The 21590-nt window shown below is 67.4% G+C and carries 20 protein-coding genes; 9 read left to right on the forward strand and 11 right to left on the reverse strand.

Annotation, left to right across the window (positions count from 1 at the left end; all coding sequences use genetic code 11):
- The first annotated feature begins 127 nt into the window (after nucleotides 1-127).
- Both BEMPMBAN_RS00855 and BEMPMBAN_RS00860 read left to right on the forward strand, forming a co-directional pair.
- Nucleotides 128-487 carry a hypothetical protein gene (locus tag BEMPMBAN_RS00855; protein ID WP_159228536.1) on the forward strand — a complete coding sequence of 120 codons (360 nt, stop codon included), beginning with the start codon at nucleotides 128-130 and terminating at the stop codon, nucleotides 485-487.
- A 166-nt stretch (nucleotides 488-653) separates the two neighbouring features.
- Nucleotides 654-2771 carry a glycoside hydrolase family 183 protein gene (locus BEMPMBAN_RS00860; protein ID WP_159228537.1) on the forward strand — a complete coding sequence of 706 codons (2118 nt, stop codon included), beginning with the start codon at nucleotides 654-656 and terminating at the stop codon, nucleotides 2769-2771.
- Nucleotide 2772: 1 nt separating this feature from the next.
- Here BEMPMBAN_RS00860 and BEMPMBAN_RS00865 read toward each other — a convergent pair whose 3' ends face one another.
- Nucleotides 2773-3432 carry a M15 family metallopeptidase gene (locus tag BEMPMBAN_RS00865; RefSeq protein ID WP_234897246.1) on the reverse strand — a complete coding sequence of 220 codons (660 nt, stop codon included), beginning with the start codon at nucleotides 3430-3432 and terminating at the stop codon, nucleotides 2773-2775.
- A 32-nt stretch (nucleotides 3433-3464) separates the two neighbouring features.
- Here BEMPMBAN_RS00865 and BEMPMBAN_RS00870 point away from each other — a divergent pair, with 32 nt between their 5' ends.
- The 5 genes from BEMPMBAN_RS00870 to BEMPMBAN_RS00890 all read left to right on the forward strand — a co-directional run bounded on the left by BEMPMBAN_RS00870 (nucleotide 3465) and on the right by BEMPMBAN_RS00890 (nucleotide 9068).
- Nucleotides 3465-4586 carry an XdhC family protein gene (locus tag BEMPMBAN_RS00870; RefSeq protein WP_159228539.1) on the forward strand — a complete coding sequence of 374 codons (1122 nt, stop codon included), beginning with the start codon at nucleotides 3465-3467 and terminating at the stop codon, nucleotides 4584-4586.
- An 83-nt stretch (nucleotides 4587-4669) separates the two neighbouring features.
- Nucleotides 4670-7006 (forward strand): xanthine dehydrogenase family protein molybdopterin-binding subunit, encoded by a 2337-nt coding sequence (locus BEMPMBAN_RS00875; RefSeq protein WP_159228540.1) that lies wholly within the window; start codon nucleotides 4670-4672, stop codon nucleotides 7004-7006.
- 2 nt (nucleotides 7007-7008) lie between these two features.
- Complete coding sequence (locus BEMPMBAN_RS00880) at nucleotides 7009-7701, forward strand: SRPBCC family protein (RefSeq protein ID WP_159228541.1); 693 nt, start codon at nucleotides 7009-7011, stop codon at nucleotides 7699-7701.
- 10 nt (nucleotides 7702-7711) lie between these two features.
- A complete protein-coding gene (locus tag BEMPMBAN_RS00885) occupies nucleotides 7712-8605 on the forward strand; it encodes an FAD binding domain-containing protein (RefSeq protein WP_159228542.1) in 894 nt (297 codons plus the stop codon).
- Entirely contained in the window at nucleotides 8598-9068 is a 471-nt protein-coding gene (locus BEMPMBAN_RS00890) for a (2Fe-2S)-binding protein (protein WP_159228543.1), read from the forward strand. The genes BEMPMBAN_RS00885 and BEMPMBAN_RS00890 overlap by 8 nt, the downstream gene beginning before the upstream one ends.
- 76 nt (nucleotides 9069-9144) lie before the next feature.
- Here the strand turns inward: BEMPMBAN_RS00890 and BEMPMBAN_RS00895 are convergent, their stop codons facing one another.
- Both BEMPMBAN_RS00895 and BEMPMBAN_RS00900 read right to left on the reverse strand, forming a co-directional pair.
- A complete protein-coding gene (locus BEMPMBAN_RS00895) occupies nucleotides 9145-9978 on the reverse strand; it encodes an SDR family oxidoreductase (RefSeq protein WP_159228544.1) in 834 nt (277 codons plus the stop codon).
- 54 nt (nucleotides 9979-10032) lie between these two features.
- Nucleotides 10033-10929, reverse strand: coding sequence for an enoyl-CoA hydratase (locus tag BEMPMBAN_RS00900; protein ID WP_200845821.1), 897 nt, complete (start codon nucleotides 10927-10929; stop codon nucleotides 10033-10035).
- A 78-nt stretch (nucleotides 10930-11007) separates the two neighbouring features.
- Between BEMPMBAN_RS00900 and BEMPMBAN_RS00905 the strand changes: the two genes are divergently transcribed.
- Nucleotides 11008-11175 carry a hypothetical protein gene (locus BEMPMBAN_RS00905; RefSeq protein ID WP_200845822.1) on the forward strand — a complete coding sequence of 56 codons (168 nt, stop codon included), beginning with the start codon at nucleotides 11008-11010 and terminating at the stop codon, nucleotides 11173-11175.
- Nucleotides 11175-12716, forward strand: a complete 1542-nt coding sequence (locus BEMPMBAN_RS00910) for an alpha,alpha-trehalose-phosphate synthase (UDP-forming) (protein WP_159228546.1) — start codon at nucleotides 11175-11177, stop codon at nucleotides 12714-12716. The genes BEMPMBAN_RS00905 and BEMPMBAN_RS00910 overlap by 1 nt, the downstream gene beginning before the upstream one ends.
- On the opposite strand, the gene BEMPMBAN_RS00915 is transcribed toward BEMPMBAN_RS00910, so the two are convergent.
- From BEMPMBAN_RS00915 to BEMPMBAN_RS00950, 8 genes are all read right to left on the reverse strand, one after another.
- Nucleotides 12703-13191, reverse strand: coding sequence for a mammalian cell entry protein (locus BEMPMBAN_RS00915; protein ID WP_159228547.1), 489 nt, complete (start codon nucleotides 13189-13191; stop codon nucleotides 12703-12705). The two genes, BEMPMBAN_RS00910 and BEMPMBAN_RS00915, sit on opposite strands and share 14 nt — an antisense overlap.
- The gene (locus BEMPMBAN_RS00920; RefSeq protein WP_159228548.1) at nucleotides 13191-13892 is read right to left on the reverse strand and encodes an Rv1363c family protein; all 702 of its coding nucleotides are present in this window, start codon (nucleotides 13890-13892) and stop codon (nucleotides 13191-13193) included. Before BEMPMBAN_RS00920 ends, BEMPMBAN_RS00915 begins: the two co-directional genes overlap by 1 nt.
- A 144-nt stretch (nucleotides 13893-14036) precedes the next feature.
- Nucleotides 14037-15776, reverse strand: coding sequence for an MCE family protein (locus BEMPMBAN_RS00925; RefSeq protein WP_159228549.1), 1740 nt, complete (start codon nucleotides 15774-15776; stop codon nucleotides 14037-14039).
- Entirely contained in the window at nucleotides 15776-16936 is a 1161-nt protein-coding gene (locus BEMPMBAN_RS00930) for an MCE family protein (protein ID WP_159228550.1), read from the reverse strand. The genes BEMPMBAN_RS00925 and BEMPMBAN_RS00930 overlap by 1 nt, the downstream gene beginning before the upstream one ends.
- Nucleotides 16933-18285 (reverse strand): MCE family protein, encoded by a 1353-nt coding sequence (locus BEMPMBAN_RS00935; protein ID WP_159228551.1) that lies wholly within the window; start codon nucleotides 18283-18285, stop codon nucleotides 16933-16935. The genes BEMPMBAN_RS00930 and BEMPMBAN_RS00935 overlap by 4 nt, the downstream gene beginning before the upstream one ends.
- On the reverse strand, nucleotides 18282-19349 hold the full coding sequence (locus BEMPMBAN_RS00940; protein WP_159228552.1) for an MCE family protein: 1068 nt from the start codon (nucleotides 19347-19349) through the stop codon (nucleotides 18282-18284). The genes BEMPMBAN_RS00935 and BEMPMBAN_RS00940 overlap by 4 nt, the downstream gene beginning before the upstream one ends.
- A complete protein-coding gene (locus BEMPMBAN_RS00945; protein WP_159228553.1) occupies nucleotides 19342-20376 on the reverse strand; it encodes an MCE family protein in 1035 nt (344 codons plus the stop codon). Before BEMPMBAN_RS00945 ends, BEMPMBAN_RS00940 begins: the two co-directional genes overlap by 8 nt.
- A 7-nt stretch (nucleotides 20377-20383) precedes the next feature.
- Complete coding sequence (locus BEMPMBAN_RS00950; protein ID WP_159228554.1) at nucleotides 20384-21586, reverse strand: MCE family protein; 1203 nt, start codon at nucleotides 21584-21586, stop codon at nucleotides 20384-20386.
- Nucleotides 21587-21590 lie beyond the last annotated feature (4 nt).

Here is a 21590-nt window from a genome sequence, read left to right on the forward strand (position 1 = left end):
CCCGGGCCCGCTGCACCTTGGCTGACAGCGCTCGACCTCGGCCCGCCTACATCGTGCCCGCAATCGGCCCCGACGGCAGTGGCTATCGTGAACGGAGCGCCGTGACCAGTCCGACCGAGGAGGACCGTTGGCCGAAGCAGGACTGTGGGTCGCATGGGGAGTGCCGACGACCGGGCGCGAGCGGTCGGCCCTGGCGCTGCTGATCGAAACCGAGGGCTACCTCTCCGGCCTCCGGGAACAGGGGCACATCGAGAAGTTCGACAGGGTGTTACTCAAGCCGCAAAGCATCGAACTCGGTGGTTTCATCCTGATCCAGGGCTCCGTCGCTCAGATCGACGCACTTCGCCGGGATCCCGACTTCGAGGTGTGGCTCAACCGTGTCCAGCTCGTCGCCGACCAGGTGGGAGTCGTCGACGCCTGGGTGGGTGACGGAATTGCCGAGGCGGTCGCGCTCTACGAGAAGGCGCTGGAGAGCCTCGACGGATAGTCACCCAGCTGATTTGCTGAGGAAAGTCACCCCTGAGAAAGCCCTATGGTCACAGTAACGTTGCGAAAGCAGTGACGATTTAACTATTTGCTCACCACTTCCGGTATCGACGCGGTTCAATGGCCACGACGACGGGGGTCGAACAAGGCTGGATCGAAGGGGTTTCATGGGTGCCGCAGCGTACGTGGGTCGGGTCGGCGGTCTGGCCGTCGCGTTGGGCGTCGGCTCAGCAGTCTTTGCAGGCCAGGGAGTGGCGTGGGCCGACGAAACCGATTCGTCCCCGTCGACGTCGGCCTCGTCAGCAACCTCGGACCGCGACAGCGGCAGCGACGCGCCCAGCAAACGGGACGCAACAAGAGACGACGACGCAGCCAAAGACGACGCGGCCGCGGACCCCGACGATGACGACCCCGAACCTGAGGTCGACGACGAGATCGAGGACGACGCGCCCGACGACGATGAGGACGCTGAGCCCGAGGACGACGCGCCTGACGAAGTCGAGGACATAGAAGAAGACCTAGACGACGACGTAGAAGACGACGACGCAGAAGACGCTGAGCCGGAGCCGGAGCCCGATACCTCGTCGGCGCCGCCCACCACCAAGCGGTCGCAGAGCGCCCCGGCGGAGCCATCCGCATCCGAGGAGACCTCCGCAGCAGAGAAGGCTTCTGTATCGGAGAAATCGAAGACCGACACCACCAAGGTGCCGACCGATCCTGCGGTGGCACCGCAGGAGCCGGAGAAGGTCGCGGTGTTCGCCAGCGCGAGCAGCCTTGCCGCGGCGAGCCCCACCACCGTGTCGCCGCGGGTGGCGGCGCTGCTCTCGTCGCCCACAGCGACAGCGCAGGAACCGAAGCCGAGTCTGGTCACCGCCGTCGTCAATGTCGTCAACAGCATGCTGGACTGGGCGCGCCAGAAGGCCGACGCAACCCCGGACAGCCCGGCGCAGCCACCGTTCCTCTGGGCGCTGATGTCGTTTGCCCGGCGCGAGCTCGAGAACCTCTTCGTGTCACGCAGCACGGTCAGCGCCGCGAGGTCCACCATCGTGGCGCCGACCAGCCTGGCCCTGACGGCCGACGAGATCACCACCGCCGCGGCCTTCGTGCCGTATTCGCCGTGGCTGAACCCTCAAGTCAGTCCGTCGACGAACTTCGTCAGCTGGGTGACGGGCAAGAACGTCTACAGCGACAAGACGCTGGCCAACACGCTCGCCCGCTACCAGGTGTACGGAACCGACGTCGGCGTGATGTGGGACAACGGGATTCCCGACGATCCCAGCACTCCCGACATCAACGAGAATCAGGTGCTCATCGCCGTCGGCGACACCTTCGGTTCGGCCAACATGAGCGGCAGGTGGATCTACAACACGTTGTTCCGCAGTTCCGACGACGACCTGTCGGACGGCATGACCATCCCGGACGGAGAATGGTTCAACGGCAACATGTTCGGCGGCGCGCCGCTGTCCGGGCCGACGCAGGCGCGGCCCATCATCAACCGCCCGTCGTGGGCACCGAACTCGGTGACGCTCATCCCGACGGCGGGTATCTCGCTGCCCACACCCGACACGGAGTTCGGCGCGACGCAGTATGTCAGCTTCATGTCGGTGTCGAACTGGGGCTCCTCGGGCCGGTGGACCACGAACTACTCGGCCATCGCGTACTCGACGGACAACGGCGAGAACTTCACCGTCGCGCGCGAAAGTGTGCGCTACAACTCGATTTTCAGCGGCAACCGGAACTTCCAGCAGTCCGCCTTCGTCAAGGGCGACGACGGTCACGTCTACATGTACGGAACCCCGAACGGCCGCCAGGGCGCCGCCCACCTCGCACGCGTCGCCGAAAAGGACATCCTCAACGTGTCCAAATACGAGTACTACAAGAAGGCGTCCTCGGGATGGTTCGGCGGCAGCCCCGCCAGGTGGGTGCAGGGCAACCCGTCCTCGGCGTCACCCATCATCGGTAAAACCGGCGGCGCCTGCGGTTCGACCAAACCCGGCAACACCGTCAGCGAGATGTCGGTCCAGTACAACGACTACCTGGAGAAGTACATCGTTCTCTACGGAGATCAATCCAACAACATCGTCATGCGCACCTCCGACACCCCTGAGGGCGAATGGTCGGAAGCGACGGTGCTGATGGGTCAGCAGAACGGCGGGATCTATGCGCCGATGCTGCATCCGTGGTCGCCGTCGACGGTGGGTACCGGCTCAGACCTCTACTGGAACCTGTCGCTGTGGTCGGAGTACAACATCATGCTGATGCGAACCGATCTCACGAAGCTCTGACCTAACCGACCGGCACATCGAGGATCTGGCGGTCCACCGCGGCGCCGGGACCGTCGAAGTGCCACCACTCCCCCGCGTACACCGACAGGCCACCGGCGGCCATCGCCTCACGCAGTCGCGCCCTGTTGCGCTGTGCCGCGGCGCTGACACCCTCGCTCGCCCGGGCGTGACTGCGGGCGGAGAAGTCGTCGAAGCCGGTGCCCATGTCCACCAGCCCGCCCGGTCCCGCCAACGTCACGTCCACCGAGCGGCCCGTCTGATGGCCGCGTGCGTACGACCCGGGACGGGCGACCCACGCCGGGTCGGGCACCGCCTCGAACATCGCCACCTGAACGTCGTGCGGGCGGTAACAATCCCAGAAGACGAGCCGTTCCCCACCCTGTCGCAACAGGTCCGCAGCCGTGCCGAGCCCCGCAGCCAGCGATTCGTGCACCAGGCACCGGGCCCCGCCCGGATACAGCGGCACGCCGACGAAATTGTCCGCCGTCGCGTAGCGCAGGTCGATCACTGCGTCCGGGACCACGCTGCGAACGTCGACGAAGCCTGCCGCGCGCGCCTGGTCGGAGACCGGCGGAACCGGGCTCGCCGCTACAGGGCTGGTCGCGGCGGCGAGCCCGATCAGCGAGCCGCACAACACGACAATCCGGTGAACAGCACCCATCACTGCACTGTAAGCGGGCATACACTGCGCTCGTGCGCGATGTCCTCGAGGAGTTGCTGGCGGTCTGGCAGTCCGGCGGCACCGCTGGACTGGCCACCGTCGTCCGCACGATGAAGTCCGCGCCCCGCCCGCCGGGAGCCGCGATGGTGGTTGCGCCCGACGGAAGCGTGGCAGGGTCGGTGTCGGGCGGATGCGTCGAGGCCGCCGTCTACGAGGTCGCCAACGACGTCGTGGCCACCGGCCGGCCCGAGTTGCAGAGCTACGGGGTCAGCGACGACGACGCGTTCGCGGTGGGACTGACATGCGGCGGCACCATCGAGGTGTTCACCGAACCCGTATCGCGCAGCACCTTTCCGCAGCTGCAACTGGTTGCCGACGCCATCGCCGCCCATCGTCCGATCGCCGTCGCGACTGTGATCGAGCACCCGGACTCGCGCCGGGTGGGCCTGCGACTCATCGTCGGGGTCGATTCCACCCAAGGTTCGGCGGGTTCGGCCCGCGCCGACGACGCGGTCGCCGACGACGCCCGCGGGTTGCTCGCGGCGGGCCGCTCGGCGGTGCTGTCCTACGGGCCCGACGGCCAGCGACAGGACGCCGGGATGGAGGTCTTCGTCGCCGGCTACGCGCCCCGGCCGCGGATGCTGGTGTTCGGCGCGATCGACTTCGCCGCGGCGCTCGCCCAGCAGGGTGAGTTCCTGGGATACCGGGTGACGGTGTGTGACGCCCGGCCGGTGTTCGCGACCCCGGCACGCTTCCCCGCAGCCGAGGACGTCGTCGTCGAGTGGCCCGACCGCTACCTCGCCGCGCAGATCGAGGCCGGCGCCATCGACGCACGGACCGCGATCTGCGTGCTGACCCACGACCCCAAGTTCGACGTGCCCGTCCTCGAGGTCGCGCTGCGCCTGCGCGAGGTCGGCTACATCGGGGTGATGGGCTCGCGACGCACTCACGACGACCGGATGCGCAGGTTGCGCGACGCGGGCCTGACCGAGGCGGAGCTGTCCCGGCTGGCGAGCCCGATCGGACTCGACCTCGGTGCCAGGACGCCCGAGGAGACCGCGGTGTCGATCGCCGCGGAGATCATCGCTCGCCGCTGGGGCGGCCGGGGCCGACCTCTGACGGAGACCGACGGGCGCATTCACCACAAGACTTGAGAGCGAATGAGACACAGGCGGTGGAAATGTCGCTCTCCGATGCGATAACGTCACTCTCTAAGCCCTCAGGAGAGTGATGTGAAGTGACCGAAACCGTGCCAGCCGTCACCGCGCGCTACGCGGGCAGCAGGGTTCCGCGCATCGAGGACAGTCGGCTTCTCACAGGTCACGGCACTTTCGTCGACGATGTCCAGCGCCCCGGGATGCTGCACGCCTGCTTCGTGCGCAGCCCGTTCGCCCGCGCCACCATCAACGGCATCGACCCCTCGGAAGCGCTGGCCCTGCCCGGCGTCCACGCCGTGTTCACAGCCGAGGACCTCAACCCGGAGGTCAAGGAGGCCTGGCACGCCGTCGCCGGCAAGGACATCCCCGACACTCCCCGGCCGCCATTGGCGGAGGGTGAGGTGAAGTTCGTCGGCGACCCGGTCGCCCTCGTCGTCGCCGACAGCCGTTATCTCGCCGAGGACGCCGTCGACCTGGTCGACGTCGACTACACGCCCCTGCCCGCGGTCGCAGATTTCCGAAAGGCCATCGGAGGCGCCGAGGCCGGGGTCCCCGTGGTGCACGAGGCCTATCCCGACAACGTCGCAGGGGGCATGGGCGGCGCCCCGCCCGACGAAGAGGTGTTCGCCAACGCCGCGCACGTGGTTGAAGAGCACATCTATCAACAGATGTACGTGCCGGTGCCGATGGAGACCCGCGGCATGGTCGTCGAATGGACCGCCGCCACCGGCGAACTCACCGTGTGGGCATCGTCGCAGACACCACACGAACTGCGCGCGTTCGCTGCCCGACTGCTCGGGATCCCGGCCCAGGGTGTCCGGGTGATCGTGCGCGACACCGGTGGAGCCTTCGGCCAGAAGGTGGTGCCGATGCGCGAGGACATGTGCCTGCTGCTGGCTGCCCGCAGGGTTCCGGCCGCGCTGAAGTGGATCGAGGACCGGCGGGAGAACCTGATGTCGGCGGGGCAGTCCCGCCACGTCGACGGCACGGTCCGGATGGCCTTCGACGAAGACGGCAAGATCCTGGCCGCCGACATCGACTTCGTCCAGGACGTCGGCTCCTACCCGACGCCGTACCCGGTGCTCACCACCGCCGCGATCGGCATGTTCTTCCCCGGGCCCTACCGGGTGCCCAAGGCCAGCTTCAACTACAAGACGGTGTTCTCCAACACCCCGGGCCTGCACGCCTACCGCGGCCCCTGGCAATACGAAACCCTCACCCGCGAAATGCTTCTCGACTCCGCCGCGCGCAAGATCGGGATGGATCCCGTCGAACTGCGCCGGATCAACATCCTGCGCGGCGACGAGATGCCGTTCTTCAATCCCAACGGGATGCCGTATGACAACTGCGCCCCCGCCGACACCTTCGAGCAAGCGGTGAAGATCCTCGATCACGAGGGCTTCCGCAAAGAGCAGGCTGACGCGCTCGAGCAGGGCCGCTACCTCGGGCTGGGCTTCTCCGCCTACATCGAGCCCACCGGCGCCGCGACCGGACACCTCGCGACCGAGGGCGCCACCATGCGGATGGAGCCGACGGGCAAGATCAACGTCTACGTCAACGGCGGTTCCGCCGGCAACAGCATCGAAACCACCGTCGTGCAGCTGACCGCGGATGCATTGGGCGCCAACTTCGATGACGTGTCGACCATCCAGGGCGACACCGCGGTGACGCCGTATGGCGCGGGCACCCAGGGCAGCCGCAGCGGGCCCATGACAGCCGGTGCCGTGCACGAGGCGGGCACGATGCTGCGCACCCAGATCGTCGCGATCGCCGCGAGCATGCTCAGCGTCGAGGACACCGAGGTCGAGCTCGCGGACTCGCGGGCCCGGGTGCGGACCGACCCCGCCAAGAGCGTCAGCTTCGCCGACATCGCCTACCGCTCCTACTACGAACCCGCACAGCTCGGCGGCATCTCCCCCACGCTGGAAGCCACGGCGCGGTTCAACTCCCAGGCGATGATCCACTGGGCCAACGCCACCCACGTGTGCACCTGCGAGGTCGACGTCGAGACCGGACACGTGACGCTGACCCGCTACATCGTCAGCGAGGACGTCGGACCGATGATCAACCCGAACGTGGTCGAGGGTCAGGTCGCGGGCGGCACCGCCCAGGGCATCGGCGGCGCGCTGCTCGAACACCTCGCCTACGACGACGCGGGCAACCCGGTGGCGTCGACGTTCGTCGACTATCTGTTGCCCACTGCCACCGAGGTGCCGCCCATCGAGTTCGGCCACGTCGAGATCCCCGGGACCGGTGTGGGCGGCTACAAGGGCGCAGGCGAGGGCGGGGCCATCGGCTCGCCGCCGGCGGTGATCAACGCCGTCAACGACGCGCTCGCCCCGCTCGGTGTGTCGGTTACCCAGCTTCCGGCCACCCCCGCAGCGATCGTCGCGTTGATCGAAGGAAAGGACCACTAGAGGTGGAACTGCACAACGAATTCCGGGTGGCGGTCCCCGCCGCGAAGGTCTGGGAGGTGTTCACCGATGTCGAACGGGTGACGCCGTGCCTGCCCGGTGCCACGCTGCTGTCGGTCAACGGCGACGAGTTCAACGGCGCGGTCAAGGTCAAGGTCGGCCCGATCACGGTGTCCTACAAGGGCGTTGCCACCTATCAGGAGAAGGACACCGCCGCGCAGCGGATCGTGCTGCGGGCCGAGGGCAAGGAGACCCGCGGCAACGGCACCGCCGCGGCCACCGTCACCGCCCAACTCAAGGACGACGGCGACTCGACGCATGTGGACATCGTCACCGACCTCGCGATCTCCGGGAAGGCCGCACAGTTCGGTCGTGGGGTGCTCGCCGACGTGTCGGGCAATCTGATCGCGCAGTTCGCCCGCAGCCTGGAAGCCGAACTGCTCGGCGGCACGGCACCCTCGGCTGCTCCGACGTCGGCCGCCGCGCCGGCAGCGGTCAGCGCGGTGCCGGATGCCGGCGACTCCGTCGACCTGCTCAAGGTGGTCGCGGTACCGATGGCCAAACGGTTCGCCCCGGTGCTGCTCGCCGCCGCCGCAGCAGGGGCGGTCGGCTTCCTGGTGGGCCGCCGCAGGCGCCGCGGCCCGGCCGCCGTACTCGCCGACGACCTGCAAGCCGCACTCGCGCGGCTGTTGTCGTGAAAGCTCACTCATGAAAGCCGCACCGTTCGCCTATCACCGTCCCGACAACGTCGCCGACGCGGTCGGGCTGCTCGCCGAGCACGGCGACGACGCCAAGATCCTCGCCGGGGGCCAGAGTTTGGTGCCGATGCTCGCGATGCGACTGACGCACTTCGAGAACCTCGTCGACATCTCCCGGGTGGAAGAGCTGCGCAACGTCGAGCTGCGTGACGGCGCCGTATGGGTGGGCGCGGGCACTCCGCACGCGCTGGTGGGCATGGATGACGAAGTCGCCGAGTCGGTTCCGCTGCTCACGCTGTCCACCCCGCACATCGGGCATTTCCAGATCCGCACCCGCGGCACCCTTGGTGGCGCCATTGCACACGCCGACCCCGCTGCGGAGTACGCCGCGGTGGCGGTGACCCTGGACGCGACAATGGAGGCGCTCTCGCCTCGCGGGAGCCGGCAGATCCCGGCGGCGGAGTTCTTCACCGGACTCTGGGAGACGTCGTTGGCCTCCGATGAGATCCTGACCGCCGTCGCCTTCCCGGTGTGGTCGGGCCGCTGCGGCTTCTCGGTGCAGGAGTTCGCGCGGCGGCACGGTGATTTCGCGATTGCGGGTGCAACGGTGGCCGTCGAGCTCGACGACCGGGACACGGTGACCCGTTGCGGGATCGGGCTTCTCGGCCTGGGCTCCAGGCCGGAGCGGGGCGCTTCGGCCGAGGAGGCCGTCATCGGCCGCGCCGTCACCGAGATCACCGCCGCGGAACTCGGACGGCTTGCCATGTCGGGGTTGGAGGATGTTCCCGCCGACCAGCAGGGCACGGCGTCCTATCGCACCCGCGTCGGCGCTGCGATGGTGGCGCGCGCATGGACCGAGGCAACCGCTGCGGCTCTGGAAACGACGGAGGCCCTCAATGCATGAACTGCCGGTCGAGCTGTCGGTGAACGGGCGCCCTCACGGCGGCACCGTCGAGCCACGCCTGACCCTCGCCGACTTCCTGCGCGAGAAGTGCGGACTGACAGGCACCCATCTGGGTTGCGAACACGGCGCCTGCGGAGCCTGCACGGTGCTGCTCGACGGCCAGGCGGTGCGGTCCTGTCTGATCTTCGCGGTTCAAGCCGACGGGCAGGAGGTGACGACGGTCGAGGGTGTGGCCGGCGACGACGGCGAGCTCTCCCCGGTGCAGGCCGCCATGCGCGAGTGTCACGGGCTGCAATGCGGCTTCTGCACACCGGGCTTCGTCACCAGCATCACCGCGCTGCTGCGCGACAACCCGACACCCACCGACGACGAGATCCGCGAGGGCCTGTCCGGAAACTTCTGCCGGTGTACCGGTTACCAGGGCATCGTCAACGCGGTGAAACGCGCGGCAGAGACGATGTGAGTTCGCGCCGAGGCTGCACACAGCGCGCGAAATCACGCAACAAGCCCGCGTGGAATACCGTTCCGGCGGAGAGACGTCAGACGACGCCGCGCAGCCCGTCTGCCCCGAAGATCGGCTCGAGCATTCCCGACAGGTCCGGCCCTCGCCGCAGGCCGTGTCCGCCGTCGACATTGATCACCTGGCCGGTGATGAACCCGGCCGCGTCGCTGAGCAGGAACACCGCCAGGTTGGCCACATCCTCGGCCTCACCGACTCTGGGCAGCGGTGTGCAGGCGCGGTAGTCCTCACTGACCGCCGGGGATTCCATGATGGGGGCGACCATGTCGGTGCGCGTGAGACCGGGCCGGATGCCGTTGACCCGCACCGACGAGGCGCCGAGTTCGTCGGCCGCCACCATCATCAGGTGGTCCAGCGCCGCCTTGCTCGGTCCGTAGGCACCGAACCACCGGTGGGTGTTGCTCGACGCGATCGACGAGATGCCGACGAACGAGCCCCCGCCCCCGCGGACCATCTCGCGGGCGGCGTGCTTGAGCACGTACATGGTGCCGTTGACGTTGAGGTCGACGGTGTTACGCCATGCCGCGGAATCGATCTGGGTCAGCGGACCGATCGTCTCGGAACCACCGGCGCTGTGCACGACACCGTCGAGTCGGCCGTTCCAGGCGGTCGTCGCCGCCACCACCCGGGCCGCCTGGTCCTCGTCGGTCACGTCGGCGGGTTCGTAGCGCACCTGCCCGCCGTGCGCCGCGATCGCTTCGATCTCCGTGGCGGCCGCCGCCAGCTTGTCGACATTGCGGCCCGCCAGCATGGCGTTGCCGCCGGAGGCGACGACCGCGGCTGCCGCCGCCCTGCCGATCCCGCTGCCACCGCCGGTGACCAGGAACGTTCGATCCTTCAACGAGAGCAGCATGGGGGATCCCTCCGACTGGAAGCCTGTCTAACAAGAACAGGTTCTAGTTATACGTCACGGTTCATCGCGGCGGGCCAGCTTCGGCGCCCCCAACGTGCGCCAGTCCGGCACGTTGGGCGGGAGCCCGACCGGATACCGGTTCTCGTTGTGCGCGGCCCAGTGGGCGTGCCCGAGCTCATGGATGTGGAAGGCGTGTCGCAGCGCCTCGGTGAAGCCCATCGCATCGCTGGCCGCATTCACCGAGTCCTTGATCAGCAGTGCCGCCATCGTCGGCCGCTCGGCGATTCGGCGGGCGAACTCGAGGGTCTTGTCCTCCAACTCGGCACGGGGGAAGACCTTCGACACCATCCCCAGCCGATGCGCCTCGTCGGCGTCGATCGCGTCGCCGGTCAGCAGCAGCTCCTTGGCCTTGCGGGCGCCGAACTCCCACGGGTGGGCGTAGTACTCGACGCCCGGCATCCCCATCCGCACCCCGACCACGTCGCTGAACTTGGCGTCGTCGGCCGCGACGATCAGGTCACAGGACCAGATGAGCATCAGTCCCGCGGAGATCGCGTTGCCCTGCACCTGGGCGATGGTGATCTTGCGCAGGTCCCGCCAGCGGCGGGTGTTGTCGAAGAAGTAGTGCCACTCCTGCAGATAGGTCCGTTCGGCAACCGCTGCCCGGGTGGCCCCGTTGAACTGGAAGGTCGGATGCTGGTCGGGACCGGGTGCGCGCTCGGCCAGCGCCTCCTCCGAACCCAGATCGTGGCCGGCCGAGAAGTTCTTGCCGCGCGCGGCCAGGATCACCACCCGCACGTCGTCGTCGGCCTCTGCGCGCCCGAACGCCTCGTCCAGCTGCACCAGCAGGGTCCGCGACTGCGCGTTCTGGGCGTCGGGACGGTTCAGCCAGATTCGTGCGATGCGTCCCTCATCGAGGGTTTCGTATGTCACCTGTTCGGGGTTCGCCACATCAAGCACACTACGGTTGACGTGCGGACAAGTGGCCGAGTGGTCGGTATCGCGTCGACAGTTGGCTAGAGTTGACGCATGCCTGCAAAATCTGATCCCGCCGAGCTCGGCGACGTCGAACCGATTGCCGACAGTACCGAACGGCAGGCCCGCCGCGTCGTCGCCGCCTACGCGACCGACGCCGACGAATGCCGGACTTTCCTGTCGATGCTCGGCATCGGACCTGCGAAGCTCGCCGACGCGTAATGAGTCCCGAGAGCGGCCCCGAGGCCCGCTCCGGGGCTTCAGGCTCTGCTCCGCCTCCGGCGTCGGCGTCGGCGTCTTCAGGCCCTGCTCCGCCTCCGGCGTCGGCGTCGGCGGACTTCGTCGTGGTGGCCAACAGGCTGCCGATCGACATGGTGCAGCTGCCCGACGGCACCACGGAGTGGAAACAGAGTCCCGGTGGCCTGGTGACCGCGCTGGAACCACTGCTGCGGCGGCGACGCGGCGCGTGGATCGGCTGGCCCGGCGTCCCCCAGGAGCCCGGCGAATCCGACGACCAGCCGATCGAGCAGGACGATCTGACCCTGGTCCCGGTGCGCCTGAGCACCGATGACGTCGCAGACTATTACGAGGGCTTCTCCAACGGCACGCTGTGGCCGCTCTACCACGATGTGATCGTCAAGCCGATCTACCGCCGGCAATGGTGGGAGCGCTACGTCGAGGTCAACAGGCGCTTCGCCGAGGCCACCGCCCGAACGGCCGCCGAGGGCGCCACCGTGTGGATTCAGGACTACCAGCTGCAGCTGGTCCCGAAGATGCTGCGGATGCTGCGCCCCGACCTGACCATCGGGTTCTTCCTGCACATTCCGTTTCCCCCGGTTGAGCTGTTCATGCAGATGCCGTGGCGTTCGGAGATCGTCGACGGCCTGCTCGGCGCCGACCTGGTCGGGTTCCATCTGCCCGGCGGCGCGCAGAACTTCATGATCTTGGCGCGCCGGCTCGCCGGCGCGAACACCTCACGCGCATCCGTCGGGGTACGGTCCCGCTTCGGCGAGGTGAACGTCGGTTTCCGCACCGTCAAGGTCGGTGCCTTCCCGATCTCCATCGACTCCACCGACCTCGACCAGAAGGCCCGCAGCAAGGCGATCCGGCGGCGCGCCCGGGAGATCCGCGCCGAGTTGGGCAACCCGCGCAAGATTCTGCTCGGCGTCGACCGACTGGACTACACCAAGGGCATCGACGTCAGGCTGCAGGCGTTCTCCGAACTCCTCGAGGAGGGCCGGGTCAACCGCGAGGACACCGTGCTGGTCCAGCTCGCCACGCCGAGCCGGGAGCGGGTGGAGAGCTACAAGATGATGCGCGAGGACATCGAACGCCAGGTCGGGCACATCAACGGCGAGTACGGCGAGGTGGGCCACCCGGTCCTGCACTACCTGCACCGGCCCGTTCCGCGCGAGGACCTGCTCGCGTTCTTCGTCGCCGCCGACGTCATGCTCGTCACACCGTTGCGCGACGGCATGAACCTGGTGGCCAAGGAGTACGTCGCGTGCCGCAGCGACCTGGGCGGCGCCCTGGTGCTCAGCGAGTTCACCGGCGCCGCAGCCGAATTGCGCCAGGCCTACCTGACCAACCCGCATCACCCGCAGGGCATCAAGGACTCGATCGAGGCGGCCCTCAACCAGACGCCCGAGGAGGGCCGACGCCGCATGCGGGCGCTGCGCCGGCAGGTCCTGGCCCACGATGTCGACCGCTGGGCACGATCGTTCCTGGAGGCCCTGGCCGGAACCGAGCCTAAATCGGAGTGATGTAGTTGATCAGCCACTTGCCGTTGATCTTCTGGTAGTCGACACGTAGCCGGCTGCCGTCGTAGATCGGTTGGCGCTCCTTGTCGGTCACCGTGCGGTTCATGTAGACCATCACCGACGCGGACTCCCGCTGGGCGTCGAGAACTCCGACGCCGACGACGTTGGCCTGGCTGACGAGCTGACGATCCCGCGCCTGCGGGATGATGTCCTCGGTCGCGCGGTCCTGGAACTCCCGGCGGTAATCGGGGGTGAGCAGCGGGTAGACCTCATTGAGGCTGCGCTCGACGGTCTGATAGTCGTACCCGAACACCTGCGGGATCTGTTCTGCGGCCAACGGCGCGAGCTCTTCTCGGGCGGCCTGCTGCCCGTGCAGTTGCACACCGTTCCAGTAGACCGAGCCGCCGAACGCGGACAAGCCCACCACGGCCGCGGCGAGCACCAGCGCCAGCGCGCCCCAGACCCGAGCGGCCCGCATCAGTTGCCACCGTCCGGGTACTTGAGGTCGTAGCCGGTCATGTGACCGTTGTCGTCCTCGTGCACGATCACCCGCAGCCGGTAGGGCTGTGACGGCCTGTTGTTGCCTTCCATATCGGTGACGGTGACTCGCACCGACACCAGCACCGCGGCGTTGTTGGCGATGTCGTCGACCTTCTCCAGTGCGGCGCCGTTGATCACGGTTTCAGAACTGGCGTTGGTGTCGCGGAACATCGCCTTGAGGTTCTCGACGTTGTTGCCCTGGCTGAGCATGTCGCGGAGCGGGCCGCTGGTGCTGTCGACGAACCTGTTCACGCTGTCGTCGATGTTGTCCTGCGTATAGCTGAACATGTTGGTAACCAGCTGGGAGGCAGTGTCGACGAAGCGTTGGGACCGCGCCTGTTCGGCCTGCGCCTCCCGCTGGTCGAACAACATCCACGCGACCCCACCCGCCAGTCCTGCGACCAGAACGACGAGGGTCAGCACAGCCACCAGCGCGACCCGCGCCCGGTTGGGGGCCCGCCGCGGAGGGGGCCCTGCGGGAAGCACCGACCGTACCTGCGGCGGGGTCGGCCCCTCGATCGTCACGCCCCCGACGGCGACAGGGGCGGCAGCGCCGCGGTCGGCGCTGCCGGCCGCGGGTCCCGCGGCACGCGACGCGCGGCGTCGCGACCGGGTCGGGTGGGGTGCGTCTTCTACCACTGCGTCTTCCTATGCCTACTCATTGCTCATTGCTCATTGCCTGTTGCTGCACGTTGCTGGTTGCTCACGTTGCTGGTTGCTCACGACGGCGAAACGACTCCACCGTCAAAGCGTGGCTGCCCGACTTGCTGCGGGCCCCATCCACTATGCCTGTTTGGGCGACAGCATCAGATCGACCCAGTTCTCCGCGGGCGCCAGCTTGTCAGTACCGGGGGCATAGATGCCGGTCCCGCCGGCGGGATCGACGAACTCCCCGTTCTGGTCGTAGCTGGCCATCGTAGGACCCGAGGCCATCGGCGCCTCCGCGGGCAGCGGGGCCGGCGGCGGAGGCGGCGGCGCGGGAGCCGGCGCCGGAAAAGGTGCCGGGGCGCGTGCCGGTGCCGGTGCCGGTGGGGTGCGGCCGTACGGCGGCACCACCTGGTCCGGCGGGGAGAAGTACGGCCACGGCGGCGGCAGCTGATCGGGCTCGTTGGGTGGCACCGGCAGCGGGTACGGCGCGTGCGGAGCCGGCCCAGGGCCCGGCTCGACCCCCGGCGGCAACTGAACCGAAGGTGGCCCCGGATCCGGATCCATCTCCGGCGGGATGAACGGGAACTTGTTGGGCGGGAACGTATTCCGCCCGGGTGGTTCGTAGTGGTTGTCCTCGCGCTGATCCATCGGCGTGCCGTACGGAATCGGCGGGCCACGCCACGGGTTGGTGCCGATCGGGACGTAACCCTTGGGGTCGCGGCACAGCTGGATCGTCGGCGCACGCTTGCCCGGGAACTCCTGGCACGGGTAGTTGCGGGCGCCGCGCACCACGCTCGGATCGTTGTGCGCCACCTTGCAGTACAGGTCGGTGGGCAGCTCCCGCAGCGTGGTGTCGGCGGGTGAGCGGATCTGCGGCGCCGGGATGAAACCGACCGAACACGGCGGTGGATCACCGAGGTCGACCTTGAAGTCCAGCTTGCCGCCCTCGTCGGCGGGCAGGCCACCGGCGACCGTGTTGAGCGCGGCCAACAACGCCGGGAACACCACGAGCGAGTGTTCCAGCGACTTGTTGTAGATCACGCCGATGCGGCCGAAGTTGGCCAGGTTGGCCGCCAGGACCGGGAACGTCGGCCTGATGCCCTCGAACGTCGTGTTCGCCGTCTCGGTCGCACCGGGCACGGTTTGCAGCACCGAGCGCAGCTGTGGATCGGCGTTGGCGACCTCGGTGGTGAACCGGGCCAGCCCCTCGGCCAGCGACCTGATGTCGTCGCCGCTGCGGATCTGGGCCTCGAGGAACGGACCGGCCTGATCGATGAGCTGGGTGGTCTGCTCGTAGTTCGCGTTGGCCTCATCGATCAGCAGCCTGGAGGACTGGATCAGCCGAGCGAGCTCGGGCCCGGATCCGTTGAACGCCTTGAAGGTCTCGTCGAGCAGGTCCCGGATGCGGCTGTCACCGACACTGCTCACCAATGCGTCGGCCTGCTGAAGGAGCCCGTAGATGTCCTGACCGATCGCGGTGCGGTCCACGCCGATGTCGGCGCCGTTGCTCAGTAACGCCTGCGCGGGTTGTTCCGGTGGCACCAGATCGATGTACTGCTCACCGATCGCGGACACGCTCTTTACCGTCGCGGTCACGTTCTCCGGCACCGGGGTGCCGCTCTGCAGGCGCATGTGCGCGACGACGCCGTCGTCGCTGAGCCCCACCGACTCCACCCGGCCAACGGTCACCCCTCGGTAGGTGACGTTGGCGTTCTCGTAGAGACCGCCGCCGGCCACGAAGTTCGCGGTCACCTTGTAGGAACCCACCCCGACGGCCTCGGGCACACGAAGATAGAAGATCGAGATCGCGCCGACGGTCAACACCGTCACGACAGCGAAGATCATCAGCTGGATCCTGGTGAGCCGGTCGATCATCAGGGCGTCCCCTCGTGCTGGGTCGCCGTTCCCGGCGGCACCTCGAACGGGTCGGCCGCCTGGCCGGACAGGTTCGCCACCGCGCCGGTGAGGAAGTCGGGCGGGGTGATGATCTCGTCCATCCGCTTCATGTTCGGGTCGAGACCCTTCGACGTGGTGAAGACGGTCTCACCGAGCCGCCGCAACGTCAGGTCGAACGTCACGAACACGTTCAGGTAGTCGCCACGGACCGCGTTGCGCAGGTACTTGTAGTGGAACGGGAACGTGGGCAGGAACTCCAGCGACTTGATGAACTCGTCGGCGTTGTCGTTGAGCGACTTGATGACCGGGAACAGATCCTTGAAGTCCGCGGCGAAGTCGTCCTTGGTCTGCTCCAGTATCCGCGAACCGACGGTGGCGAAACTGCGCAGCGCGGCGAAGGCGTCGACGATGTTCGTCCGGTTGCGGTTGAGCACCTCCAGCGCCGCGGGCAGGGTGTCCAGGGTCCGGCCCAGGCTGTCCTTGCTGCGCGCCAGGATGCCGGCGAACCGGTTGAGTCCTTCGGCCGCGGCGATGATGTCGGAGGTCTGGCGGTCCAGGGAACTGGTCAGCTCGGCCAGCCGCGGGATCAGGTCGGTGAAGGTGCCCTCACGGCCGGCCACCGCGTTGTAGGTCTCTTCGGTGATGTCCTGCAGCGCACCCAGATTGCCCTTGTTGACCACGACACCCAGCGAGGCGAGCACCTCCTCGGTCGTCGGGTAACGACCGGTCCGCTCCAGCGGAATCTCCGACCCCTCACCGAGGCGCCCCACCCGGTCCTCGTCGAGGGGTTCGGCGAGTTCCACGTGCTGTGAACCCAGCAGCGAGGTCTGGGCCACCCTGGCGGTGGCGTTGGCGGGCAGGTTCACGTCCCGGTCCAACGACAGCTCGGCCGCCGCGAAGAACGTTCCGTCCGCACGCTGCACGGCGTCGAGGCCTGACACGCTGCCCACGGTGACGTCGTCGACCATCACCGGTGAGTTCTGGGGCAGCGTCGAGACGTCCGGCAGCTGCACCGTGATGGTGAAGGACCCGGGTCCGTGCCCTGCGGTGCCCGGCATGTCCAGCGAGTTCAGCCCACCGAACTGGCAGCCCGCGAGCAGCACGGACAGCGACGAGATGGTGACGACCCTGCGTATCATCCGCCCGCTCCCGGTGCTGGTGCTGTCTCCGGACCGCCGTTGTGCGAGTTGGAAGCCTCGGGTGCCTCAGGAACCAGAAGTGACGCCAGGTCGGCATCGGGCGGAATCACCGGCGGGGTGACGCCGGGGGTGTTCTGCCACTGCAGATACGGCACCGGGGTCTCAGCCTTGGCTTCGGTGGCCGGGGTGTCGTAGATAACCTGTCCCTTGTAGGCGGTGATGCTGTTGATCGGATGGAACAGCACCGGCGGATAGTTCATCGCGATGCGCTTGAACACCGGGCCCATTCGCTGACGGCAGATCTCGGCGCGCTTGTAGTTGTCAGGAGAGGCGCCGACGTCGAAGGTGCCGCCGCAGATGAACTGCACCGGGTTGGCGAAGTTGGGCAGCGACAGCAGACCACCGACGGTGCCCTGGGCTGGGTTGTAGATGTTGTAGAAGTTCGACAACCCGTTCGGCGTGATGTGCAGGATCTGCTCGATGTCGTCACTGTGGTCGGTGAGGATCTGGGTGAAATCGGCCAGCCTGCTGATCTGACCGATCAGCGCCTCGTTGTTCTCCCCGAGGAAGCCGCTGACATCGGTGAGCGCCTGATTCAGGGTGCCCAGGGTGTTATCGAGGTCGGCCGAGCTGTCCGCGAGCACCTGCGACACCGACGCCACGTGGTTGGTGAACTGCACGATCTGCTCGTTGCTGTTGGACAGCGCGTCGACCAGAACCTGCAGGTTGCGGACGGTGCCGAACAGATCCGTGCGGGAATCGCCCAATCTGCCTGCTGTCTGCGACAATTCGCGCACCGCCTGACGGAACGAATCGCCGTTGCCGTCGAAGGTATCGGCGGCCTGGTTGACGAACTCCGTCAGCGGCCCCTGGACCGACCCCTGCTGCGGGCCGAGTTGCGCGCTGAGTTGGGTGAGCTGTTCTTTGACCTCGTCCCACTCGACGGGCACCGCGGTGCGATCGGCGCCGATCTCCTCACCGTCGGTCATCGCCGGACCCCCGGTGTACGCCGGTGTCAGCTGGATGAACCTGGCGGCCACCAGGTTCGGTGCGATGATCAGCGCCCGGGCGTCCTCGGGCACCTGCACGTCGCGGTCCATCGTCATCGTGATCTTGACGTCGTTGGCGCGCGGTTCGACCGAGTCGATGGTGCCCACCGGGACACCGACGATCCGGACCTGGTCACCGGCGTAGATCCCCACGGCGGACTCGAAGTAGCCGACGATCTTGGTCCCGCTGCGCGAGGGCCACACCAGGTAGGCGCCGATGGCGAGGATGACCGCCAGGGTGGCGGCCAGGGCCACCTTGAACCAGCGGCTCTGTGCGAAGGCGGTGTCGGCTGAGGTCATGGTGTCTTCGGCCTGATGATCATGCGCTCGGAGATGAATCCGCGCAGATAGTCGGCGAGGCTGTCGGGCAGCTTGCCCGGCTGGAAGTAGGTGTCCAGCAGGACCTCTGCCAGGCTGGCGGGAGGCAGGCCGTAGAGGTTGATGTTGAAGCCCGATCCCGAGCCGACCACCTCTCCCAGCGCCGTGGCATACGGCGGCAGCCGGCGCAGCGCCTCACCGATGTGCTCGCGGCGTTCCAGCAGGTTGTCCATCACGAGGTTGAGTTTCTCCAGGGCGGGTCCGAACTCCCGGCGGTTGTCCGCGACAAAACCCGAGAGCTGCTGGGAGACATCGTCGATACCGGCGATCAGGTTGCTCAGTGCCTGACGGCGCTCATCCAGCGCGGCGAACAGCAGGTTGCCGTCGACGATCAACTGGTTGACCTGCCCGGAGCGTTGCGCCAAGGTGTCCGAAACCCTCTTGGCGTGCATCAGCAGCTGCTCGAGCGCCGCATCGCGCCTGTTGAGGCTGCGGGACAGATCGGTGACGCCGTCGAGTGCGCTGCGCAGGTGTGGGGTGGCGTCCTGCAACGTGTCCGTCAGGGTCTGGATGGCCTGCTCGAAGCGCGGCTTGTCCAGCTCACTGGCGTTCTGGCCGAGATCCTGCAGGGCGGTATTGAGGGTGTAGGGAGTCGTGGTGCGCCCCAGCGGGATCGATGTCACCGATCCGGCGCCCTGCGGCTTCACCGCGAGGGACTTCTGGCCCAGCACGGTGTCCGTCTTGATCGACACCATCGTCTGGTCACCGACACGGACCTTCCGGTCCACGGTGAACGTCACCTTGGCGGCGTCTCCGGCCAGCGCGACATCCTTGACCGAACCCACGTTGATCCCCGAGACGTTGACATCGTCACCGGGTGAGATGCCACCGGCGTCGGTGAAGAACGCCTCGTAGGTCTTGCCCTGGGGCATGAACGGCAGCCCGCTGTAGCCGAAGGACACCAGCACCAGGCAGGTGACCAGCACGATACCGAAAATGCCTGTGCGGAGCGGATTGCTCGCATCGTTGGGTCCGGGCCTAGCCATCCTCAGAACACCTCCCCTTGGTCGGGTCCGGTGGGCCGCCGAACGGGATCAGGATGTCACTGCCGGCGGGGCCGTTGATCTTCATCCGGATCGAGCAGTAGTAGATGTTGAAGAACGCACCGTACGCGCCAAGTGCATTCAGCCGCAGGTAGTTCTCGGCCAACGGCTCGATGACCTTGTTGACGTCAGCCTTGCGATCGTCGAGACGCTGCGCGAGCGGCCGGGCGTTCTCGATGACTCCCTGGATCGGTCGCCGCGACTGCTCGAGCATGTCGGTCAGATCGGTAGACGCCGACGCCAGCGGACCGATGGCTCCCGCGATCGGGTCACGTCCCTCTGCCAGCCCGGTCAGCAGCTGCTGCAACTGATCCACGCTGGCGTCGAACTGGGCCCCCTTCTCGTCGACGGTGGCCAGCACGGTATTGAGGTTGGTGATCACGTCGCCGATGAGCTGGTCCCGGGCCGCGAGGTTCTGGGTGAACGCGCTGGTGGTCGACAACATGTTCGCCAGCGCGCCCCCCTGGCCCTGAAGCAACTCGATGACGGCGTTGCTGACCTCGTTGATCTTTTCGCCGTCCAACCCCTTGAGCACGGGGCGCAGGCCGCCGAGCAGGGCGTCGAGATCGAGGGCGGGCTCGGTGTTGTCTTCGGGAATGGTGCTCCCCGGCGGCAATTTCACCAGATCACCCGGGCCCGAGGTGATCTCCATGTACCGGTCGCCGACCAGGTTCTCGTAGCGGACCACTGCCCGGGTCGACGTGTAGAGCTGGTATTGCTCGCTGACGCTGAACGCCACGTTGACGGTGTTGTCCTCGTTGAGAGTGACGTCCTTGACGCTGCCGACGGGTACACCGGCGATGCGGACATCTTCACCGGACTTCAACCGTGAGGCATCGGCGAACGTGGCGTGGTAGCCCCTGTCCGAGGCGAACCGGAATTCGCCGAACACCACGATCAGTCCCGCCGCCACCAGCACCATGACCACGGTGAAGACCGAGACGTTGACCAAGGTGCGCTTCTGATTCATCGGTTGATCACCACTCGTCCCTCTCGGCGTACGCCCCGTTGAACAGGAACTGCAGTGTCGACGGCGCATCGAACTGCAATTCGGTGTTCGGCTGGTAGGGAACGTAGGCGTTGTCGGTGACCAGGAACGGTGTCCGGTACCAGGAGCCGCCGAACTGCTTGCTCGGAACATCGGGCAGGCCACGGCAGTTGGGGCCGCCGGAGGCGTTCACGATCGGCAGGCTCTCCGGGTAGGTGTAGGCCGGCGCACCGGGGATGAAGCTGGACGACACGAACAGCCCCGGTCGGATGCCACCGATGATGGGGGCGAACCGGTCCACAGCCACCGCCGTGCCCCTCAGGACACAACCGATCACCGGCGAGTACTCACCGGCCACCTTCAGTGGTGCCCGCAACCGCTGGATCGCGGCGATGTAGTCGTCGGCCGCCGGTTCCAGCGTGGCGGTGCCGTTGTTGGCCAGGCCGGTCGCGGCCAACAGCGTCGCGTTCAGGTTGTCCTGCTCGTCGATCACGGTCTGCGCGACGCTCGGTGCGTTGTCGAGGATTCGCACCAGATCCGGCGCGGCGTCACCGTAGATGGCGGCCACCTGCGCGGTCATCCGGAGATCCTCCTGCAGCGTCGGCAACTTCGGATTCAGCTGCTGCAGGTAGTAGTTCAGGCCGGACAGGATGGCACCGGCGTCGTCCCCGTTGCCGCGCAGGCCCTCGGCGAGAGCCGACAGCGTCGCATTGAGGTTGATCGGGTCGATCTTGGCGAGCACGTCGGTCAGGGTTTGGAACAACGTGTTGACTTCCAGCTGAACGTCTTTGGCCTGGACCTCGGCGCCCGGGCGCAGGGACCTGCCGTCCGGATCCTCGGGGGCCAGGAACTCGACGGCCTTGGCGCCGAAGATCGTGGTGCCGGCGATCCGCACGCTCGCGTTCGACGGGATGTAGCCGAGCTCACCGCTTCTGATGGCGAGCGTCAGCTTCGCCTCGTTTCCGGTGTACTCGATGGATTCGACCTGGCCGACCTGGACACCGCGGTACTTGACCTTGGCCTTGTCTTCCATCACCAGGCCGGCGCGCGGCGAGAGCACCGTCACCTTGTCGGTCGGGGTGAACGCCGCGGTGTAGGACAGGTAGGTGAACACCGCGGCGGCGAGGACACACGCAGCAAGAATCGCCGCAGCGATCCGCACGTGGCTGCGCTTGGCGTCACCGTCGGCCATGTCC

Origin of the sequence: Mycolicibacterium austroafricanum (assembly GCF_902705885.1) — a bacterium.
GTDB classification, from domain to species: domain Bacteria; phylum Actinomycetota; class Actinomycetes; order Mycobacteriales; family Mycobacteriaceae; genus Mycobacterium; species Mycobacterium vanbaalenii_A.